This is a genomic window from Williamsia sp. Y844, assembly GCF_056786475.1.
Window position 1 is genome coordinate 98,808 of record NZ_JBXCJB010000006.1, and the last position, 17,090, is coordinate 115,897.

19 protein-coding genes are annotated in these 17,090 nt (G+C 65.1%); 12 read left to right on the plus strand and 7 right to left on the minus strand.

Annotated elements, in window-relative coordinates:
• The first annotated feature begins 7 nt into the window (after positions 1-7).
• The 10 genes from AC1TQG_RS27150 to AC1TQG_RS27195 all read left to right on the plus strand — a co-directional run bounded on the left by AC1TQG_RS27150 (position 8) and on the right by AC1TQG_RS27195 (position 8,993).
• Positions 8-1,411, plus strand: a complete 1,404-nt coding sequence (locus AC1TQG_RS27150; protein ID WP_482142035.1) for a hypothetical protein — start codon at positions 8-10, stop codon at positions 1,409-1,411.
• A 4-nt stretch (positions 1,412-1,415) separates the two neighbouring features.
• Complete coding sequence (locus AC1TQG_RS27155) at positions 1,416-2,540, plus strand: glycosyltransferase family 4 protein (RefSeq protein ID WP_482142036.1); 1,125 nt, start codon at positions 1,416-1,418, stop codon at positions 2,538-2,540.
• A 76-nt stretch (positions 2,541-2,616) separates the two neighbouring features.
• The gene (locus tag AC1TQG_RS27160; RefSeq protein ID WP_482142037.1) at positions 2,617-3,045 is read left to right on the plus strand and encodes an SRPBCC family protein; all 429 of its coding nucleotides are present in this window, start codon (positions 2,617-2,619) and stop codon (positions 3,043-3,045) included.
• Entirely contained in the window at positions 3,042-3,479 is a 438-nt protein-coding gene (locus tag AC1TQG_RS27165; RefSeq protein ID WP_482142038.1) for an SRPBCC family protein, read from the plus strand. Before AC1TQG_RS27160 ends, AC1TQG_RS27165 begins: the two co-directional genes overlap by 4 nt.
• Before the next feature lie 26 nt (positions 3,480-3,505).
• A complete protein-coding gene (locus AC1TQG_RS27170; protein ID WP_482142147.1) occupies positions 3,506-4,726 on the plus strand; it encodes an ArsA family ATPase in 1,221 nt (406 codons plus the stop codon).
• A gap of 70 nt (positions 4,727-4,796) precedes the next feature.
• Positions 4,797-5,228 carry a hypothetical protein gene (locus tag AC1TQG_RS27175; protein ID WP_482142039.1) on the plus strand — a complete coding sequence of 144 codons (432 nt, stop codon included), beginning with the start codon at positions 4,797-4,799 and terminating at the stop codon, positions 5,226-5,228.
• Positions 5,225-6,244, plus strand: coding sequence for an ROK family protein (locus tag AC1TQG_RS27180; protein WP_482142040.1), 1,020 nt, complete (start codon positions 5,225-5,227; stop codon positions 6,242-6,244). Before AC1TQG_RS27175 ends, AC1TQG_RS27180 begins: the two co-directional genes overlap by 4 nt.
• 94 nt (positions 6,245-6,338) lie before the next feature.
• On the plus strand, positions 6,339-7,046 hold the full coding sequence (locus tag AC1TQG_RS27185; protein WP_482142041.1) for a lysophospholipid acyltransferase family protein: 708 nt from the start codon (positions 6,339-6,341) through the stop codon (positions 7,044-7,046).
• 8 nt (positions 7,047-7,054) lie between these two features.
• On the plus strand, positions 7,055-7,549 hold the full coding sequence (locus AC1TQG_RS27190; protein WP_482142042.1) for a polyadenylate-specific 3'-exoribonuclease AS: 495 nt from the start codon (positions 7,055-7,057) through the stop codon (positions 7,547-7,549).
• A gap of 43 nt (positions 7,550-7,592) precedes the next feature.
• Positions 7,593-8,993 carry a class II 3-deoxy-7-phosphoheptulonate synthase gene (locus AC1TQG_RS27195; protein ID WP_482142043.1) on the plus strand — a complete coding sequence of 467 codons (1,401 nt, stop codon included), beginning with the start codon at positions 7,593-7,595 and terminating at the stop codon, positions 8,991-8,993.
• Positions 8,994-9,098: 105 nt separating this feature from the next.
• Here the strand turns inward: AC1TQG_RS27195 and pknB are convergent, their stop codons facing one another.
• On the minus strand, positions 9,099-11,327 hold the full coding sequence (pknB, locus tag AC1TQG_RS27200) for a Stk1 family PASTA domain-containing Ser/Thr kinase (RefSeq protein ID WP_482142044.1): 2,229 nt from the start codon (positions 11,325-11,327) through the stop codon (positions 9,099-9,101).
• Between the two features lie 161 nt (positions 11,328-11,488).
• Here pknB and AC1TQG_RS27205 point away from each other — a divergent pair, with 161 nt between their 5' ends.
• The gene (locus AC1TQG_RS27205) at positions 11,489-11,854 is read left to right on the plus strand and encodes an Rv2175c family DNA-binding protein (protein WP_482142045.1); all 366 of its coding nucleotides are present in this window, start codon (positions 11,489-11,491) and stop codon (positions 11,852-11,854) included.
• Between the two features lie 112 nt (positions 11,855-11,966).
• Here the strand turns inward: AC1TQG_RS27205 and AC1TQG_RS27210 are convergent, their stop codons facing one another.
• Genes AC1TQG_RS27210 through AC1TQG_RS27225 form a run of 4 tightly spaced genes read right to left on the minus strand, consistent with a single transcriptional unit; the run spans position 11,967 to position 14,179 of the window.
• Positions 11,967-12,584: a class I SAM-dependent DNA methyltransferase gene (locus AC1TQG_RS27210; protein WP_482142046.1), complete on the minus strand. Its 618-nt coding sequence runs from the start codon at positions 12,582-12,584 to the stop codon at positions 11,967-11,969.
• Between the two features lie 26 nt (positions 12,585-12,610).
• The gene (locus AC1TQG_RS27215; RefSeq protein WP_482142047.1) at positions 12,611-13,075 is read right to left on the minus strand and encodes a GNAT family N-acetyltransferase; all 465 of its coding nucleotides are present in this window, start codon (positions 13,073-13,075) and stop codon (positions 12,611-12,613) included.
• Positions 13,076-13,104: 29 nt separating this feature from the next.
• Positions 13,105-13,695, minus strand: coding sequence for a GNAT family N-acetyltransferase (locus AC1TQG_RS27220; protein ID WP_482142048.1), 591 nt, complete (start codon positions 13,693-13,695; stop codon positions 13,105-13,107).
• A gap of 7 nt (positions 13,696-13,702) precedes the next feature.
• Positions 13,703-14,179, minus strand: a complete 477-nt coding sequence (locus AC1TQG_RS27225) for a DinB family protein (protein ID WP_482142049.1) — start codon at positions 14,177-14,179, stop codon at positions 13,703-13,705.
• 164 nt (positions 14,180-14,343) lie between these two features.
• On the opposite strand from AC1TQG_RS27225, the gene AC1TQG_RS27230 reads away from it, so the two are divergent.
• Positions 14,344-14,574, plus strand: coding sequence for a hypothetical protein (locus AC1TQG_RS27230; protein WP_482142050.1), 231 nt, complete (start codon positions 14,344-14,346; stop codon positions 14,572-14,574).
• Positions 14,575-14,597: 23 nt separating this feature from the next.
• On the opposite strand, the gene AC1TQG_RS27235 is transcribed toward AC1TQG_RS27230, so the two are convergent.
• Together AC1TQG_RS27235 and AC1TQG_RS27240 are read right to left on the minus strand one after the other, a co-directional pair.
• The gene (locus AC1TQG_RS27235) at positions 14,598-15,488 is read right to left on the minus strand and encodes a phytoene/squalene synthase family protein (RefSeq protein ID WP_482142051.1); all 891 of its coding nucleotides are present in this window, start codon (positions 15,486-15,488) and stop codon (positions 14,598-14,600) included.
• Positions 15,485-17,089 (minus strand): alpha-(1->6)-mannopyranosyltransferase A, encoded by a 1,605-nt coding sequence (locus tag AC1TQG_RS27240; protein ID WP_482142052.1) that lies wholly within the window; start codon positions 17,087-17,089, stop codon positions 15,485-15,487. Before AC1TQG_RS27240 ends, AC1TQG_RS27235 begins: the two co-directional genes overlap by 4 nt.
• Position 17,090: the final 1 nt, after the last annotated feature.

The following is a 17,090-nucleotide window of genomic DNA, read 5'->3' on the forward strand; positions in this document are numbered from 1 at the left end:
CATCTCGGTGCGCAAGGGATTGGCTGCCCTCGCTCCACGGACCCGCCGGATCATCTGGGTGGTCGTTGCTGTGGTGCTTGTCGCTGTTGTGGCGGTCGCGGCCACCGTCATTTTCCGTGACTCATCCCAGGATTCGGTATCAGATCCCGCCGCACCCGCTGCGCGTCCGGCAAATCCGTATGAGCAGGCGCGAACGCTCGGGGTCACCTTGACCCTGCAGGCCTATACCGATGCGTTGCGCAATGCCGAACCGGCCGCGGCGCTGGCACAACTCGACCCGTCCGCCGACCTCGCCCTGCGCACCCAGGCCGAGCTCAGTGCCGCCGGCGTCGGCGATCTGCCGTTGACGACCTTCGAGTACCGGCTGTCCGAGCGTCGCGATTTCGAACGGATGGTGCCTGCGCAGATCCAGGAAACACTCGACGCCGCAGGCAGTGTCGATTCCTGGGTCGCACCGGTCCAGCTGCGATATGCCTACGCGGGTATCGACGCCAAGGCCGTGGTGGTGGACATCCCGATGGTCATGGCCCAATATCCCGACGGCTGGCGGATTGTCGCCGAAGCCGCACCACTGTTCGGCGAGCCCCCGGCGCCGGGTCAGGTGTGGCAGTTCCCGGATCCCGGTTCCCAGCAGGTCGCAACCGATCCCGGCGAGTCGCTGGTACTCACCAACGGCAGCGACCGCCGATTCACCGAAGAGATTGCGCGGCAGCTTCCGGCCGCGGTCACTGCGGTGAGCCGGTTCTGGGGGACGAAGTGGCCGCAGAGTGCCGGGGTGGTCGCCGCGGCGACCGACGACGAGTTCCGTTCGCTGACAGGGGCATCTCCCGGCGATGCCGACGCCGCTGCCGCGGTCACGGTGTTCTCCGGGATCGACCGACCGGACGGGGCCGCGCCGACCGCCATCGGCCAGCGCGTGGTGTTCACTCCGCAAGCAGCGCAACTCGATTCCGCGGACCTGGCCGTGGTCTTGCGCCACGAGGTGTTCCATGTGGCGGCGCGCACGGCCACCGCGGAGAACGCCGCCATCTGGATCACCGAGGGCGTCGCAGAGTATGTCGGCCGCAGCGGGACCTACACGGACCTGGCGCAGGCGGCTCCGGCCCTGGCCGCGGAGATCGCGGGCTCGGGGCCACCGGAAGATCTGCCGAGCGATGCCGATTTCTCGCCGAGCAATCCCGATGCGGCCGTGTCGTACCAATCGGCCTGGTCGGTGGCGGCCTTCATCGCCGAGACGTTCGGCGAGGACAAGCTCCGGAACTTTTACGTCGCCCTTGCCGGTGCCGACCAGCCGGTGGACCCCGTACTGGTGGTGGCGGCCCAGGACACCGCGTCCGCAGTGGTGCTGAGGATCTCGCGCGAAGAACTGGTGCGGCAATGGCGCGATTGGCTCACCGCGCAGATACGGTGAGCTGATGCACCGGACCCTGTTGGTCACCAACGACTTTCCACCCCGGCAAGGGGGTATCCAGTCGTACCTACAGAATCTGGTCGATCGGCTTCCGGCCGGCGACATCGTCGTCTATGCGCCTCGCTGGCGTGGGGACAGTCATATCCGCTTCGATGCTGAGCAGCCCTATGAGGTGGTCCGGCATCCGACCACGTTGATGCTGCCGACGCCCGTGGTTGCCCATCGGGCCGCCGAATTGGTTCGCGCGCACCAGGTGGACACCGTGTGGTTCGGTGCGGCAGCGCCGCTGGCGACGCTGGCCGGTGCGGTTCGCCGGGCCGGCGCCAGTCGGGTGGTCGCCAGTACCCATGGTCATGAGGTGGGCTGGTCGATGTTGCCCGTCGCCCGCCAGACACTTGGCATGATCGGCCGCAACACCGACGTGATCACCTACGTGAGCAAGTACACGCGGGCCCGTTTTGCCGCCGCATTCGGCCCGCAGGCGGCGCTGGAGCATCTGCCGCCCGGTGTCGATGTCGACCGGTTCGCGCCGGACCCGGTTGCGCGCCAGGCATTTCGGGAGCGACTCGGGCTTGGCGACGCGCCGACCATCCTGTGTCTGTCACGGCTCGTCCCGCGTAAGGGGCAGGACGTGCTGATCCGGGCACTGCCGCAGGTCCGCGAAGCGATCGAGGGGGCCACCCTGGTGATCGTCGGCGGCGGGCCCTATGCGAAACGACTTCGTGAGCTGGCGGCCGAGACCGGCATGGCCGACCATGTCCTGTTCACCGGCTCGGTCGCGGCCGAGGAGTTGGCGAGTTACCACAACATCGCGGATGTTTTTGCGATGCCTGCCCGCACGCGGGGCCGTGGATTGGACGTCGAAGGCCTCGGCATCGTGTATCTCGAGGCCTCGGCGACCGGGGTGCCGGTGATCGCGGGCGACTCAGGCGGCGCACCCGAGACCGTCCGCGAGGGCGAGACCGGGCTGGTGGTGGACGGACGTTCGGTATCGCAGGTCGCTCAGGCCCTGACAACTGTTCTGGGCAACCCGGAGCTGCGCGAGGCAATGGGTCGTGCCGGGCGCGAGTGGGTGTGTTCCCGCTGGAAATGGGAGCACATGGCAAGCCGTCTGGGGCATCTGCTGTGACCGCACAGGGGCGGCGCTGCGGGGTCAAGGCAGGGTTTGTGGTCGGGTCGCGAAGCCGATATGTGAAGCTATTGCGGTGACCAGCATTCAGGTTGCCGATGAGACATTCATCGCGGCGCCACCCGAGAGCGCGACGGCGGTGATTGCCGACCGCGAAAACTGGCGTCGTTGGTGGCCCGACCTGCGACTGACCGTTGTCGAGGATCGGGCGGAGCAGGGCGTGCGCTGGACCGTGGCAGGCCCGTTTGCCGGTACCAGCGAGCTCTGGCTCGAGCCGGTGCTCGACGGCTTTGTGATGCACTACTTTCTGCATGCCGAACCGACCGGCGAGCTTCCCACGCAGCCGCGGGCCCGCATGGACGCGGTGGCCAAACTCAATCACCGGCGACGGGTTGCCGGGCGGGCGATGGCCTTTGAGGTCAAGGACCGGCTCGAGCGGGAGCGTCATGTCGGGGGGCCGGCGGCGGCAGCGTTGGTTCTGGACGGACACGGAGCCGGAAGATGACCGACCGCACTGAGCAATCGATCGTCATCAACGCCGACGCCGAGAACATCATGGCGGTGATCGCCGACTTCGAGAAGTATCCGCAATGGGTGTCGGCGGCTCGTGAGGTCGAGGTCGTGAAGTCCGGTGCCGACGGCCGCGCCGAGCACGTGCGGTTCGTCCTCGACGCCGGTGTCCTCAAGGACAGGTACGAGCTCAGCTATGACTGGTCCACCGACGGGTATTCGGTCACCTGGGATTTGATCACCAGCGAACTGCAGACCGCCCAGCACGGACGGTATTCGCTTGTGCAGCAGGCGCCCGGCTCGACAAAGGTGACCTACGAGTTGACGGTGGATCTGGCAATCCCGATGATCGGGGCACTCAAACGTCGCGCCGAGAAAGCGATCACCGACGCCGCACTCAAGGAACTCAAGAAGAGGGTCGAAGACTGATCGATCTAGCGCCCATCCACCTCGTCCTGGGACCGGGTGGCACCGGAACGTCGACGGTCGCCGCCGCCGGTGCAGTAGGTGCGCGTCGATCCGGCGACGGTCGGTCCGAATCTGGCCGCCGCGGTAAGACACTGGTCGTGTCGCTGGACCGGTTTCATGTCATGTCCGGGATCTTCGGAGTGTTTTCTGTTCCGGGCCAGACGATTCCGGCCTCGCAACAGGTCGACCTCCTGGAGCTCGACACGCTCGCCATGCTGGCGGACACCTGGGGCACGATCCGGGACGCACTGGCCACCGGGGCGTTGACCGGTACCGCGGTCCCCGGATCCGAAGCGGTGCTGGCGGGCCTGGATCCCGAAGAGATCCTCGGGATGCCGGGGGTGGAATCGCTCCTCGCGTTGCGACGTATCCGCGATGAGGCGGCCTCAGGTCAGTGGTCACGCGTGGTCGTCGACACATCCGGTGCGACCGACGCATTCGAACTGTTCCGCGTCCCGCAGATGGTGGCCGACACCATCGAGCGACTCTGGCCCCGCCATCGTCGGCTGGGTGCGGCGACCGACAACACCCGGATCGCGCGTGTGGTCGCGGTACTCGATGCCCTGATCCGCGATTGTTCCGACATCGATGACCTGCTGTTCGATTCTTCGGGGGTCAGCGCCCACCTGGTGGTCGGGGCCGACGACCACGGAGTGCTGGCAGCTCGCCGGTACCAGGCCGTGCTGCAAGTGATGGGTCTGCCGTTGACCTCTGTTCTGGTCAACCGGCTGATGCCGGAGACAGGTGCGGCCGCGAAATCGACAGCGGATTGGTTCGCCCGTAAATCCGCCGATCAGCGCGCCTGCGTCGAACAGCTGCGGGAGATCGGTGGCGAGGCCGAATTGATTTGCCTTCCTTGGCTTTCTGAACCCATTGATTCAGTGATCCGAATGCGTGAGCTCGGGGCGTCACTGGAGGCTCGGCCGATGAGTCCGGTCGGCCCGCGGGCCGCCGACGTGGCCCGGGAGTCGGGGACCGGTGTCGATTCGGTGTATCGGATGCGGTGGCGGCAGTCGCTGCCCGACCCGTCCGGCCTCCGATTGGGCCGTAGTGGAGACGACTTGATGGTCACCGTCAGCGGCGTCCGGCAACGGGTCCGATTGCCTTCGGTGCTACGCCGGTGCGTGGTGGTGGGCGCTCATTGGGATGATGGGTTCATGACCGTGCGGTTCCGGCCCGATCCTGATCTGTGGCCGAGTCAGTCATAGATACGTAAGAATGGCGGGCACCGCACGATTTCGTGGCCGATGAGTCAGTTCCAACCGAGAGAAGGGCCGAGTGGACCAACAGCACGACGGCTCGCCAGGCGGATCTCGATCCGGGGGAGACTCAGACGCGTGGCGGGTCCTGCTTGTCGGCCTGCTCGAGAAGGTCGACCTCCTTGCGGCGGGCCTGCTCGGAGGCGAATCCGGACCCCGTAGGGGAGGTACGGCCGGTGACGGCGCGGGCGCGCCGAGCGATTTCTCCGCACAGATCCGAACCACGCTGGAGATCCTCGTCGAAGAGGCCGGCGAGCTGATCTGGCAGATGCTCGGTCAACTGATCGCGATCCTCGAGGCCATCCAAGAGGCACTCGAACACGTGATGGGTTCGACGCCTGGGCCCGCTGCCGCCGCATCGGCAGGCGAAGGTGGATGGCGCGAACATCCCTACGAGCCGATCACGGTGCACTTCGACTCTCCGGAAGATCCGCCGACGGGCGGCGGGTGAGCGCGGGGGCGTCCGGTCCGATCCGCCTCGGTGGCGCCGTCGGCGGGGAACTGGCGATCGGGATCGACATCGGTGGAACGAGTATCAGGGCTGCGGTGGTCGACGAACTCGGACGGGTTCACGACACGTTCCGGGCGCCGACGCCGGGCACCGAAGCGGCCCTTCAGTCCGCACTCGATCGCGCCGTGGCGGAGCTGACAAGCCGGTGGAGCGTGAGCGCGGTGGGATTGGCGGTGGCGGGCTTTCTGACCGCTGATCGACAGACCATTCGTTTCTCGCCGCATCTGCCGTGGCGCGAGGCGCGGGTCGCCGAAGACATGAGCAAGCGGGTCGGGCTACCGGTCTTCCTCGAACACGACGCCAACTCTGCCGCGGTGGCCGAGTATCACTTCGGTGCGGGCCGGGGGCGCAACACTGTGGTCGTCACGATCGGTACCGGCATCGGTGCCGCGTTCCTGATCGACGGAGAAATCTATCGGGGCAGTTTCGGGGTGGCACCCGAATTGGGGCATCTGCGTGTGATGCCCGACGGTCGGCCGTGCTCGTGTGGCAAGTACGGGTGCTGGGAAAGATATTGCAGCGGTACGGCTCTGGTCGACACCGTCGTCGAGATGATCGCCGATGGTGGTGACTGGAACAGTCAACTCGCCCGCGAGATCATGGAGGATCCGGGCTCGCTGACCGGTCGCCGGATCGCTGCCGCGGCGCATGACGGAGATGCACTGGCGCTGGCGGCGTTCGCAGATTTCGCGCGCTGGCTGGGGCTGGGGCTGGCAATGGTCTGCGACGTGTTCGATCCGGACCTGGTGGTGATCGCCGGTGGGGTGGGGTCGTCGGCCGGGTTGTATCTCGATGAGGCGCGCGAGCACTATTCGGCGTTGCTCACCGGTGCCGGACATCGCCGCATGGCCCGGATCCGCGGCACGCAGCTCGGGGAGGCCGCCGGGATGATCGGTGCCGCCCAGGTCGCGCGCACCGAAGCGGCCGAAATGACGCGTCCCGCATCGGGGCGATGACGCTGCCCCGGCCGGGTGGGTAAAGTTTGCAGTCGTATTCGGTTTTCGGTAAACAGCGGCGGGGAGTTCGTGGCTCGTCAGAGAGTGGGAAGACATGTGGTACTGGGTCTTCAAATACATCCTGATGGGACCGTTCCTCCGGGTCATCGGACGGCCGAAAGTCGAAGGCGTGGAGAACATTCCGGTCAAGGGTCCGGCGATCCTGGCGAGCAATCACCTGGCCGTCGTCGACAGCTTCTACCTGCCGCTGATGGTTCCGCGCCGGATGTACTTTCTGGCCAAGAGTGAATACTTCACCGGAACGGGCGCCAAGGGTGCCTTCCAACGCTGGTTCTTCACCGCGTCGAGCCAGATCCCGATCGATCGCACCGGGGCCGACGCGGCGTCTGGCGCCCTGTCTGCGGCCAAGCGCAAGCTCGATGCCGGTGATCTGATGGCGATGTATCCGGAGGGCACCCGTTCGCCCGACGGTCGCCTCTACAAGGGCAAGACGGGCTTGGCCCGGATCGCGATGGAATGTGGTGTGCCGGTGATCCCGGTCGCGATGGTCGGTACCAGCGACCTGAATCCGCCCGGGACCACGGTGCCGCGTCCGGCCAGGATCACCGTGAAGATCGGCAAGCCGCTCGACTTCAGTCGGTACGAGGGCATGGAGGGCAACCGCTTCATCGAGCGCGCCGTCACCGACGAGATCATGTACGAACTCATGCGCCTCGGTGGTCAGCAGTACGTGGACGTGTACGCCGCGTCCCTCAAGGACAAGCCTGCCGAGCCGCCCGCCTCCACCTCGCCGGCCGCCTGAGCCCGGCGGTGCGTTACTTCTACGACTGCGAGTTCATCGAGGACGGCCACACCATCGATCTCGTGTCGATCGGCATGGTGGCCGAAGACGGCCGCGAATTCTATGCAGTGTCAACCGAGTTCAATCCGGATAAGGCCGGACCGTGGGTCCGGGCGAATGTTCTTCCCAAGCTGCCGTCGCCGGCGTCGAAGGCCTGGCGCGGACGGTCGCGGATCCGCAGCGACCTCTTCGACTTCCTGAACGAGGGCGAAGGCACGATCGAGCTCTGGGCCTGGGTCGGTGCCTACGACCATGTGGTTCTCTGTCAGCTCTGGGGTCCTATGACCGCGTTACCGCGCGAGATGCCGCGCTATACCCGCGAGTTGCGGCAGCACTGGGAACTCAACGGACGCACGGAACTGCCCGCCGCACCCAAGGATGCGCACGACGCGCTCGCTGACGCCCGGCACAATCTCAACAAGTGGCTGGCCATCGAGGCTGCGCTGGGTACACCGCGCGTGTGACCTCGCCGTTCATCTCGTGCTCCGAGGGCATTAGGCTGTTGGGGTGGTGAATTGGACCGTAGATGTTCCGCTGAATGAACTTCCCGAGCTTCCGCCGTTGCCCGGCGACCTGGCCGAGCGCTTTGCCGATGCGATCAGCAGACCGGCGTTGCAGCAGCCGAGCTGGCCTGAGGACAAGGCCCGCGCCATGCGGACCGTCCTGGAGAGCGTGCCACCGATCTGTCTGCCGAACGAGGTCGAGGAGCTCAAGGCTCAGCTCGCCGAGGTGGCGCTGGGTCGTGCGTTCCTGCTGCAGGGCGGTGACTGCGCCGAGACGTTTGCCGACAACACCGAACCTCACATCAAGGGCAACATCCGCACGTTGCTGCAGATGGCCGTGGTGCTGACGTACGGCGCCAGCCTGCCGGTCGTCAAGGTCGCCCGCATCGCCGGGCAGTACGCCAAACCCCGTTCGTCCGACACCGATGCTCTCGGATTGCTGTCGTACCGCGGTGACATGGTCAACGGGTTCCTGCCCGACGAGGCGGTGCGAGAGCACGATGCTTCCAGGCTGGTTCGGGCGTACGCCAATGCCAGCGCCGCGATGAACCTGGTCCGGGCGCTGTCCGGTGCCGGTCATGCTGACCTGCATCGGGTGCACGACTGGAACCAGGAGTTCGTCCGGACCTCACCGGCCGGTGCCCGCTATGAGGCACTCGCCGCGGAGATCGACCGTGGTCTCAAGTTCATGGATGCCTGCGGTGTGCGCGACTCGAATCTCGAATCAGCACACATCTACGCCTCACATGAGGCGCTGGTGCTCGACTACGAGCGCGCCCTGTTGCGTCTGGCCGACGATCCGGAGGATCCAGAGGGCGGCAAACTGCTCTACGACCTCTCGGCACACTTCCTCTGGATCGGGGAGCGCACCCGCCAGCTCGACGGTGCGCACATCGCCTTTGCCGAGTTGCTCTCGAATCCGATCGGCCTGAAGATCGGTCCGGGCACCACGCCGGAACAGGCCGTCGAATACGTCAAGCGTCTCGACCCGCACAACGTGCCCGGTCGTCTGACCCTGGTCGCGCGGATGGGCAACTCCAAGGTGCGCGAGGTGCTGCCGCCGATCGTCGCCGCCGTCGAGGCCACCGGGCACAAGGTCATCTGGCAGTGCGATCCGATGCACGGCAACACCCACGAGGCGAGCACGGGATACAAGACCCGTCACTTCGATCGCATCGTCGACGAGGTGCAGGGATTCTTCGAGGTCCACCACGCGCTGGGCACCCACCCGGGTGGTATCCACATCGAACTGACCGGTGAAGATGTCACCGAATGTCTCGGTGGCGCCCAGGACATCTCCGATCTGGATCTGTCGGGACGCTACGAAACCGCCTGCGACCCAAGGCTGAACACCCAGCAGTCGCTGGAACTGGCCTTCCTGGTCGCGGAGATGCTCCGAGGCTGATCCGTTCCGGACCGATCCGTACAGGTTCTCCGACCACGCACCGGCACTGCCAAGACATGCTGCGTGAGGAGAGCCTGTACGGGGTCTGTTCGAGATCGACGTCGGTCAGGGTATCGATGTGATGTCGACGGTGGAGCCCGTCTTGACCCGGTTTCCGCCACCTGGGCTCTGGCTGACCACAATCGAGATGTTCGAACCGGTCAGACCGCGACTGTTCACTTCGAGTCCGGCCTCGGAGAGCTTCTTCTTGGCGGTGCCGACGGTGTCCCCGGTGACGTCGGGTACCGACACCGCATCGGAGATGAAGATCTTCACCACCGGATTGCGTGGATCCACGCGCGCACCGAATGCCGGGCTGGCCGTTGTGATGGTGCCTGCCTTCGCTTTTCCATCGGTGGACGTTCCACCGTCCTCGGCGATCAGACCGGCGTCCTGCAGGGTCCGACGGGCGTCGGCGGGAGTCTTGCCGGACACATCCGGCACGATGATCGCGTCGGAGACCACCAGGGTGACCGTGCTGCCGGGTTCTGCCAGCGTTCCGGCCGCCGGTTCGGTGCCGATCACGTCGCCGCCGTTGATGTCCGGGCTGAAGCGGGTGGTCACCGAACCGGGTTTGAGCTTGGCGCCCTTGATGAGCTTGGTGGCCTCGGCCTGATCCCGCCCGGATACGTCCGGGACCGAAACGGGTTCGGGGCCACGGCTTGTGGTGATCTGCACGGTACTGCCAACCGGGACGGTTGTTCCCGAGTTTGGCGTCAGCGACACGACCGCACCTTTCGGGGCGGTGGCGCTGTACTGCTGACGGGTCACCTCGGGCACCAGCGTGTGTTCACGCAGCAACTTTTCGGCCTCGGGGAGCGAGGTCCCCGAATTCACGTCCGGAACCTTCGGCTGACCGACCGAATAGGCAAGTGTCACATCGGAAAACCGGCTGACGCGGGTGCCAGGGGCGGGTTCGACCGACATCACCTCGTCGACCGGGATCTCGTTGTGGAATGTCGGGTCGTCCACCACGCCGAGTCCGGCGTCCTCGATGGCCTCGGTGGCAGCAACCCGATCCATGCCGTTCGTATCCGGAACCGTGGCGAATCGGCCAGAACCCAGCCACCAGCCACCAACTCCGAGGAGTGCGGCGATCAGCACGACGACCAGCATCCAGATCAGGGTGGTGCGCCGGGATTTGCGACGACGTTCCGCGTAGTCGGTCGCATGTGGACCGAGCACCGCCGACGTCGGATGGTGCTCGGGCGGTTGCCCCGGATCGGCCGGTGGTTGACCGGGTGGGTCCTGAGAGGGCGCGCGGGTGTCGGGTGGCAATGTCTGGATGCGGGTGGGATTGCGGCCGGTGGGGGGTTGTGCCGGTGGGACCGCCGCCCGGATCGGGTCGGTCCTGTCGGGATCGGCGGGCGGCGCCATCTTCTGGTCGCGGAAGGCGACCATCGTGTCGCGTTCGGCGGATCGGGTAGGGGCGGGCACGGTGAACGGCGGCAGTTCCAGGTCGGCGGCGATCTCATCGAGGACCTCGCGCATGTGAAAGCCGTCGCGGTAGCGGTCCTGCGGGTCGCGGGCCGTCGCGGTGAGCACGAACTCGTCGAACTCGGGTGGGACGCCGGCGATGAGTGAACTCGGCGGCGGCACGTCGTTGTTGAGTCGCTGGTATGCCAGTCCGAGGGCGGTATCGCCGTTGAACGGCGTTTTGCCGGTGAGCATTTCGAATACGAGGATGCCGGTCGAGTAGACATCGGAGCGGGCATCGGCCGAGGCCGTCTCGACCTGTTCGGGGGAGAGGTAGGCCGCGGTGCCCAGGATGACGCTGTTGGACGTGATGCCCGCTGCGGCGATTGCCCGGACCAGTCCGAAGTCGACAACCTTGACTTCGCCCTCGTCGGAGATCAGGACGTTCTCCGGTTTGACGTCGCGGTGGACCAGGCCGGCGCGGTGGGCCACACCCAGAGCATTGAGGATCGGTGCCGTCACCGCGTTGACGGCGTGAGGTGGCATCGGCCCGCGTTCACGCAGTAGCTCTCGGAGCGTGCCACCCTCCACGAGTTCCATCACCAGGAAGGCGTAGTCGCCGTCGGCACCCTGGTCGTACACCGGAACGAGGCCCGGATCTTTCAGTCGGGCCACCGAGCGGGCCTCGAACTCGAGACGGGCCAGGAACTGGGGATCGGCCGAGAACCGCGGGTCCATCACCTTGACGGCAACGGGCCGGTCCAGTCGTAGGTCCATGCCGAGATAGACGCTGGACATACCGCCGCGGGCGATGAGCGCATCGATGCGGTATCTGCGCTCCAGGAGCGCACCCAAAAGCACGTCGGAGGGAGCGTTCACCGTGTCGAAGCCTTTCGTGATGGGGGTGGAAATTGAGGTGGAGATGTCGAACCGAGTCCACATTAGCGATGTGGGATCGAGAATCGGTCACGGCGCGGTCGAGCAGAGCAGCACGGGCTGTGATTCGACGGTTTGACCACTTGCTCGGTACCCTCTTGACCGTGGGTTCCGTACCGCTTTCTCCAGACACTCTTCCTGCTGACGTCGACGTCTTGTCGGTCTCTCAGGTTTCCTCCCGAATGGGCTTTTCCAACAGCAAAGTCCTCAACATGATCACCTCGCATCAGTTGCTCGCGGTTCGCCGCGACGAACAGATCGCGATCCCGGAGTTGTTCTTCGATGGTTCTGACATCGTCAAACACCTTTCCGGACTGATCGAAGTCCTGTTCGACAGTGGTTTCAGCCGTGACGAGATCATGCGGTGGTTGTTCACTGTCCAAGAAGACCTGGGCATCACGCCCGCTCAGGCACTGCACGGGCACTCGGCCCGCGAGATGATCCGCCGCGCGCAGGCCGAAGCCTTCTGACGTAGGTCCTGTTCGCGCCTGCCACCGGCGGGCGGTGCGTGCACACACATCGTGGCGCCAGGTCACATCCGGCCTCCTCGATGGCATTTGTGTGCAGTCAGGCGCGACGGTGTCACCCCCAGGGCGGGGTAGGGGCGGACGAGGTGGCGACGACAAAGATCCAAGGTTCGTCGAGATCGACCTGATCGAGCAGAACAGGTGTCCATCCGGTTCGGGCCAGAACGTCGCGTATCTCGGATTCGCGCCAGTAGGTGAATTGCCGGGGCCCGCCGAGTTTTGCCGTCCTCCCGGCTGATCCGTTGCCTCTCTTGATCGTGAACGCGAGTACTCCGTCAGGTGCGATCGCGGATTTGGCTCGCTGCAGGACGTTCTCGAACTCGTCCCCGGTCAGGTGCAGCAGGACGGCGGTGGCCAGGATTGCGTCGTACGGGCCGCCGAAGGCATCACTGCGAATGTCGAGTACATCGGCGTGGTGACCGTCTGCGCGCATCATCTCGACGAAAGCCGGTGCGGCGTCAGTGCGTCGCACACGCAGGTACTTGCTCTCGAGGTACTTCGCTGCACAGCCTGGGCCGCTGCCGAGTTCCAATATGAACCCGCCGGACCCCACTTCAACGGCAACTCGATCGAGATACGCGGTCAGATGCTCACCGAGCGGCGGCGTGCTATCGGCATAGAACTGCACTGCTGCTTGGTAACCGGCCGACGTCACGTCGCCTCCTGGTTTCATGCTCACCTTCGTTTTCGCTACGGTCATCAGGTTTTCGCCTGACGCACCATCAGGTTGTTCTCGATCGAGAACCCACATCGGGTGTACAGGGGGATCGAAGGGACGGACGGGGAGAGGACAACCTTGCTGAAGCCCTGCCCGTCCGCGTATTCGAGTGCTTGCATGACCAGGTCGCGGCCAATGTGACTTCCACGTCGTTCTGGTTGCACAAACAGATGGCCGAGATATCCCCATGATCCCGATGCTGCTGCTCGAGGACTTGGCATGCGTGTGTACTCGGTCATGCAGACCATCCCGACGGGCGCGCTTGCGTTGAATGCCACCCAGACGGTTCGAAACGGCGCGTGCATCCACTCGGCTGTCAATTCTGTGAATGCTTCATCGGTGGACCATGGGGGAACTGTTGCGTCGGACTCGCGGGCCCAGGCCCACCGCAATTCGGCGACGGGTACCGGGTCGGTGCAGCTGGCGATCATGTTGATCTCTTTCACTCCACCATCTTTCGAAACTCCTACTGGCTCTATGTTCTTACTTCGGACGTCCAATGTGGTGGGATCGACCAGACCAGTCCGTGCCATGACTCGCCCGAGTATCCGTGCGTGAAGTCGCGGAGAGGTTGTCGTGTCAGTCCGAGGCGTTCCATGACCGCCTGTGAGCGAGTGTTGGCGGGTGCCGTGTAGCTGAGGATTTCCCGAATACACCGCACATGAAGTGCGTGATGCAATGCCGCACGGGCGCTTTCGGTGGCGTAGCCGTGTCCCCAAACCTCCGCGAAGAATCGCCACCCCACCTCGAAGTGTTGACCCAACGGGTGGTCGCTCGCCATCCGTGGCATCACGCCGCAATAGCCGAGGAAGTCGCCGCCTGGGCTTTCCACGGCCCACCGGGAGATTTGGTGCCGGCGCTGGGCATCGACGTACCGGTCGAACTTCTCATCGCTGTCGGCACGGTCAATCGGGCCGCCGTGGTCGGCCATTGCCGCCGGGTCGGCGTGGAGTTCGGCAAATGGACCGCGGTGAGCGGGCTGCCATGTACGCAGAATCAGCCGTGCGGTCACGATTTGACCGGAGTCGTCAGCGTTCTCGTCGTCACCGCGCACGGGTTTGCTCAACCTCCATCTATCGCCCGGTCTGGCCGTCGAGCTGCTCGCGGATGATGTCCAGGTGGCCAGCGTGGCGTCCGGTCTCCTCGATCATGTGGGTCAGCGCCCATCGCATCGAGGGCGCCGATGTTCGACCGGGTGCGATCGGTGCGGGTTTGGCAAGGTCGGTGTAGGTGGCGATGACAGCGTTGGCTTGCTCGGTGGCGTCGTGGTACGCCTCGATGATCGAATCGACTGTGTCCGAATCTGTTGCGGTGAACGTGGACTTCCAGTTCGTGACCTTCACTTCGAGAAAGATCGCTCGTTCGACATAGGTGAGGTGACGCAGAAGACCGATCAGGTTCGTGCCGCTCGGAACTGCAGGTGCCCGGGCTACGGTCTCGGAAACTCCGAGGAGTTTCGAGGCCGCGGACACCCTCAGATAGTCCAGAAAGCCCACCAGCACTTCCTTTTCGGACGAACCGGTACGGGGTGGCGGGGTGTCTGTGGCCACATCAGTTCCTCTCCGTGCGCGAATGGGGTTGGACCACATTGTGCCCGGCCGGTCTGACACAGTTTGGCCATTCTCGGATGCGGCGGCGAAGCGCGCAGGTCCGGTCCGCAATTCAGGGTTGTTCCTGATGCGCCCGGACCCCCGCTCGCGGCAAGATCGATTCCATGGACATCGCAGAGTCATGGCCGAAACTCACACCTGAAACACAGTCTTGGTTGATCGAACACAATGGTGAACCGCTCGATCAGCCAGTGCTCGCCGATATTCTTCGCGCGAGTGGCGGGACAGACCCCGGTTGGTGGAACGGAGAGTCCGTGGACGGTTCGTCGGAACTGACCGATGAGGCGATCGACTGGATCGAGGCAGCGGCCAATGCCGAGATTGATCTCAATTGAGACCGCGAACCCGGTGACGATCGTCAGCGTCGGACGGTGAGTGCTGCGGCGATGTGGGTCAGGCGTTTGCGCCGGGGGACCACGGCACGCTGGGTCAGTATGCGGTAGTCGCTCGCCTCGATCTCGTCGAGAATGGCCCGGTACATGGTGAACGCCGCGCGGATCCCGGGACGGCTGGTCGGCGTCAGGTGTTCTATGCCGGGTTCGGCGAGGCGGTATTCGGCGCGGGTCACCGCGATCAGATGTGCCAGGGCCCGGCGTAATTCGGGTGGGACCTGTCCGGTCCTACGGCACCGGCGCAGCATCGATTCGTCGACGCCGAATGCGGCGAGTTCGTCGGTGGGGAGATAGATCCGGTCGCGGTCGAGATCCTCGCCGAGGTCGCGGATGAAGTTCGTGAGCTGGAACGCGTCTCCGAGCGAACGTGCTGATCCGGTCGCCTCCGACACCGGGACAACCGTCCCGAGGATCGGGAGCAACTCGAGGCCGATCACGCTGGCCGACCCGTACATGTAGTCCCGCAGTTGCTCCATGCTCCGGTAGCGGCTGACATGAAGTGGGCTCTCGGGCAGGTCCATTCGCATCGAGCGAAGGAAAGCTCCGAAGTAGCGGTGGTCGATCGAGTAGGTGGTCGCGGTATCGGCGACCGCCAGCACTTCTGGTAGGTCTGGCCGGTACGCCGGGTCGGCGAGGGCCGCGGCAAGATCGGATTCGATCAGATCCAGGCGGGTGAGACGGTCTGGTCCCGTTTCGTTGTCGACGATGTCGTCGACCATCCGCGCAAATCCGTACAGCGCGTACACACCGTTGCGCTTGTCTTTCGAAAGCAGTTGGGTACCGGCGTAATACGTGCGGCCGTGAACTTTGGCCAGCTGACGACAGTGTTCGTACGCGGCGCTGAGATCTTCGGTCATGACAGGTCTTCGGTGGCACCGGCGGCGGGGACGGGTGCCGGTTTCCCTCGGATCAACCGGCGTAATCGAAGCGGATCAACCCGCACAAAAGACCACCCGGCCAACCCGGACAACACCAGCGCCAGCAGGACGTCGGTGAGTTCATACATGTAGATCTCGTCGGTGGGGCCGAACACCTGCAAGAGGAACACCGAGAACACGATGATCGCCACGATGGCTCGCCTGTCGATCGCGAAGGCGGCGGCCAGAACCAGCGCCCAGGTGTAATACCAAGGCAGCGTGGATGGTTCGAGCAGCAGGACGGCGAACATCGCCCACGCCATGCCCTTGACCGCGTCCCGCTCGGATCTGCGGAACCACAGCCACAGACCCACCAGCGTCAGCGCCATGATGACCGACCCGACGGTGCGGACCACATCGAGCACCGGTAGTAGCGGCAGCGCCGTGAATGGTGAAGCGGCGAAGGTGATCAGATGAGCCACCGCGGTGGGGATCGTCAGCCAGTTGATGATCTTGTCGGCCCAGGTCAACCCGAGCAGCCAGCCGAATCCATGACCGACGACCAGTGTCAGGCCACCGAAGATCACCGCGCCCAGTCCGATGATCCAGGCCAGCACCCGGACCACATCGCCCGCCCGCACCGGTCGCTCGGCGCGGATGTGCGCGAGCCAGATCCAGAGGACAAACGGAATCGCCACACCGGCAGTGATCTTGATCGCGGTGGCCAGTGCCAGCACACTCATCCCGGCAACATGGCGGCCTTCGACCACCAGCGTGACGCCTGCGATCAACACACCCATCATCAGCAGTTCGACGTGCGGGCCGCCGACCAGATGGATCAGGACCATCGGATTGAGGAGCACGATCCAGATGGCCATCGACGGATTGGTGCCGAACCGGCGGGCAAGCCTGGGCAGTGCCCACAGCGTCAACAGCAGGCCGGGCAGCAAGACCAGGCGCATCACCAGGACTCCGGCAACCGGACTGTCGCCGGTCACCTCCGTCACCGCGCGGGCAACGGCCATGAAGCCGGGTCCGTAGGGCGCGGTGGTGGTCGCCCAGACCTGCGCCATCGAATCGACCAGCGGCCCCGGATTGACCGCTGGACCGTCGGAGTAGGGATTGAAGCCGTCGCGCAGCAACGCCCCCTGCGCGAGATAGGCGTATACGTCGCGACTGTAGAGCGGTATCGCGATCAGCAGGGGAGCAGACCAGGCCACCGACGCCCAGCCGATGGCCGATGCGGGTGTGGCGCTGGTCTTCTGAGCGTTACCGGCCTGCTGTGCGTGCAGCGTGCGGCCGATCCGGACCCACGCGATCACCATCAACGCAACACCGAGCCAGAAAGCGATGGTGCTCAGGGTTCTTCCGTGGCCGTAGTACATCCACGACAGGTTCATGCTCTGGAGCGAGGTGTTGTTGCGGGGGACGTCACCGACACCGAAACTGCCGATGGTGACCAGTACCGAACCGATGAATCCGAGTACTACGTGGCGCCCGATCTCGGTGGCACAGAACTCGCGCAACGCTCGAACCGAGAAACCTCGCCGCCACCGACCGGCGACGGTGACCGGCGCAGGGGTGGTGGCGGGTACGGACATC

Excerpts from the sequence above, each read along its gene's own strand:
- AC1TQG_RS27155 (WP_482142036.1), top strand. The coding sequence starts at position 1,416 with ATGCACCGGACCCTGTTGGTCACCAACGACTTTCCACCCCGGCAAGGG.
- AC1TQG_RS27165 (WP_482142038.1), top strand. The coding sequence starts at position 3,042 with ATGACCGACCGCACTGAGCAATCGATCGTCATCAACGCCGACGCCGAG.
- AC1TQG_RS27185 (WP_482142041.1), top strand. The coding sequence starts at position 6,339 with ATGTGGTACTGGGTCTTCAAATACATCCTGATGGGACCGTTCCTCCGG.
- AC1TQG_RS27210 (WP_482142046.1), bottom strand. The coding sequence starts at position 12,584 with ATGAAACCAGGAGGCGACGTGACGTCGGCCGGTTACCAAGCAGCAGTG.
- AC1TQG_RS27230 (WP_482142050.1), top strand. The coding sequence starts at position 14,344 with ATGGACATCGCAGAGTCATGGCCGAAACTCACACCTGAAACACAGTCT.
- AC1TQG_RS27235 (WP_482142051.1), bottom strand. The coding sequence starts at position 15,488 with ATGACCGAAGATCTCAGCGCCGCGTACGAACACTGTCGTCAGCTGGCC.
- AC1TQG_RS27240 (WP_482142052.1), bottom strand. The coding sequence starts at position 17,089 with ATGTCCGTACCCGCCACCACCCCTGCGCCGGTCACCGTCGCCGGTCGG.